Annotated in this window: 1 protein-coding gene and 1 pseudogene; both read right to left on the bottom strand. The window is 62.9% G+C overall.

Annotation, left to right across the window (positions count from 1 at the left end):
• A partial coding sequence (locus tag HV823_RS26285) for a methyl-accepting chemotaxis protein (protein ID WP_176952615.1) occupies positions 1 to 1,357 on the bottom strand: 1,357 nt, incomplete at its 3' end.
• A gap of 184 nt (positions 1,358 to 1,541) precedes the next feature.
• Positions 1,542 to 1,960 (bottom strand): annotated as a pseudogene (locus tag HV823_RS26280) (methyl-accepting chemotaxis protein); the annotation flags it as partial.

Raw genomic sequence — 1,960 nt, 5'->3', positions numbered from 1 at the left:
CAACCTGCACCGTTTCGCCGGAGAGCGCGCTGATTTCGGCAGCAGCGGCCTGCGAGCGTTCGGCGAGCTTGCGCACTTCCGAGGCGACGACTGCGAAGCCCTTGCCATGTTCGCCGGCACGGGCGGCCTCGACGGCGGCATTCAGGGCCAGAAGGTCGGTCTGGCGGGCGATTTCCTGAACGATCGAGATCTTCTCGGCGATGGTGCGCATGGCGCCGACCGCACGGCCGACCGCGTCGCCACTGGCTTCTGCGTCCTTGGCTGACTGGCGGGCGATCTTTTCCGTCTGGGCGGCGTTGTCGGCGTTCTGCTTGATGTTGGCGGCCATTTCTTCCATCGAGGCGGAGGCCTCTTCGGCGGATGACGCCTGCTCGGTCGCACCCTGCGACAGCTGTTCGGAGGACGAGGAAAGCTCCTGGCTGCCGGAGGAAACGTTGTCGGAGGCGGCGAGCGCATCGCCGACAACGCCGCGCAGGCGCTCGACCATGCTCTGCAGCGAAATGCCGAGGATGTCCTTGTCAGAAAGTGGCTTCGGCGTGATCGTCAGGTCGCCGTTTGCGATCTGGTCGGCGATGTTGGCGGTGTTACGCAGATTGCCGGTCATGACGTTGATCGTGTCGACAACGTCCTTGATCTCGTCGTTGGTGCGGATCTCGATGTTCTGGTCGAGGTCGCCGATGGCGACGGCTTCTGCGACTGTCTTGATCTTGCGAAGACCGGTGTTGATGCCGAGCGCGATCCAGACTGCGGCGCCGACGGCAAGCAGCAGGGCCACGCCGGAAATGATGAAGATGAGTGTGCGGGTTTCGGCGTACTCGACGTTCGTTTCCTGATCTGCTTCCGTCATCAGCGCCTTGTTGCTTTCGATGCGGACGTTGATGATTTCTTCGATTTCGTCCATCAGGCGGCGGCCTTCGCCAGTCACGATACGGATCGCTTCTGCCGAATTGCCGGCGTTGACGTGGCTGCGTACCTGATCGTCGACGCGGACGATCTCTTTGAATTTGCCGACTGCCTCAGCCCATCTCTGCTTTGCCTCTTCGGAGGTGGAAGTGGTGATCAGTTCCTGGGCCAGTTCTTCGAAGCGTTGGCGGTTACGGTCGCTGGCGCCGATATAGTCGGAGACGTCGCGCGCATTGGTCGCCGTCGCCAGGTTCATCTGCGACCGAGCAAGCCGGAGCTGTGTGCTTCCGAGGTTCTGGGCGGCTTCCAGCCGTGCTGCCGGGCCGGCAACCATGTCAGTGATCGCCTGGTTGAGCGAAGACAAGCTCATGATGGCGTATACCGAGGTGCCCGCCATCATCGCGATGATAATGCCGAACGCGACGGCCAGTTTGAGTTTGATAGTGAAGCGCATTGGTAGCCCTCTCTTGCGGCAATTGTCTTGTATTCGGCCAGCCGAAAACGGCTGGCACTGGCATGCGAGAAGACCGATACACTCACTCTTCTGCAGATCGCGCGAACGATCCATTGCGCCGACGCTTACACGCGCCGGGGTCGGTCACAGCGCGCTTGCTGGCGCACTGCGACCTTCTTTCGGACTAGGCGCTCTGCCGGAAGTCGGAATCTTCACTGTCCGGACCGCCCATCGACATGTCGAGTGCGAAGCCCTTGGCGCGGGCCTGTTGGGCTGCAACCGTATGACCTGCAGGCTTGCGCGCCGGAGCCGGGGCTGTCCGCTGAACCGGTGCCGCGCGTGTGGCTGGCTTGGCAGCCGCAGCCACGGCCCTGCCGGTGTGCGCGTTGTCGACGCGGAAGAATGCGATCGAGGCCTGGAGTTCCTCGGCCTGGGCGGCGAGTTCTTCAGACGTTGCCGACATTTCTTCCGAGGCGCCGGCGTTCTGCTGGGTCACCTTGTCGAGCTGCTGGATCGCTTCGTTGATCTGCGAGGCGCCGATATCCTGCTCGCGGCAGGCAGCCGAGATCTCGGCGACCAGCTCGGCGGTCTTGCGGATGTCGG

Source organism: Mycoplana rhizolycopersici (genome assembly GCF_013378445.1).
GTDB lineage: Bacteria > Pseudomonadota > Alphaproteobacteria > Rhizobiales > Rhizobiaceae > Mycoplana > Mycoplana rhizolycopersici.
The sequence above is the reverse complement of the archived record's forward strand: the minus strand, read 5'-3'. Positions and strand labels throughout refer to the sequence as shown.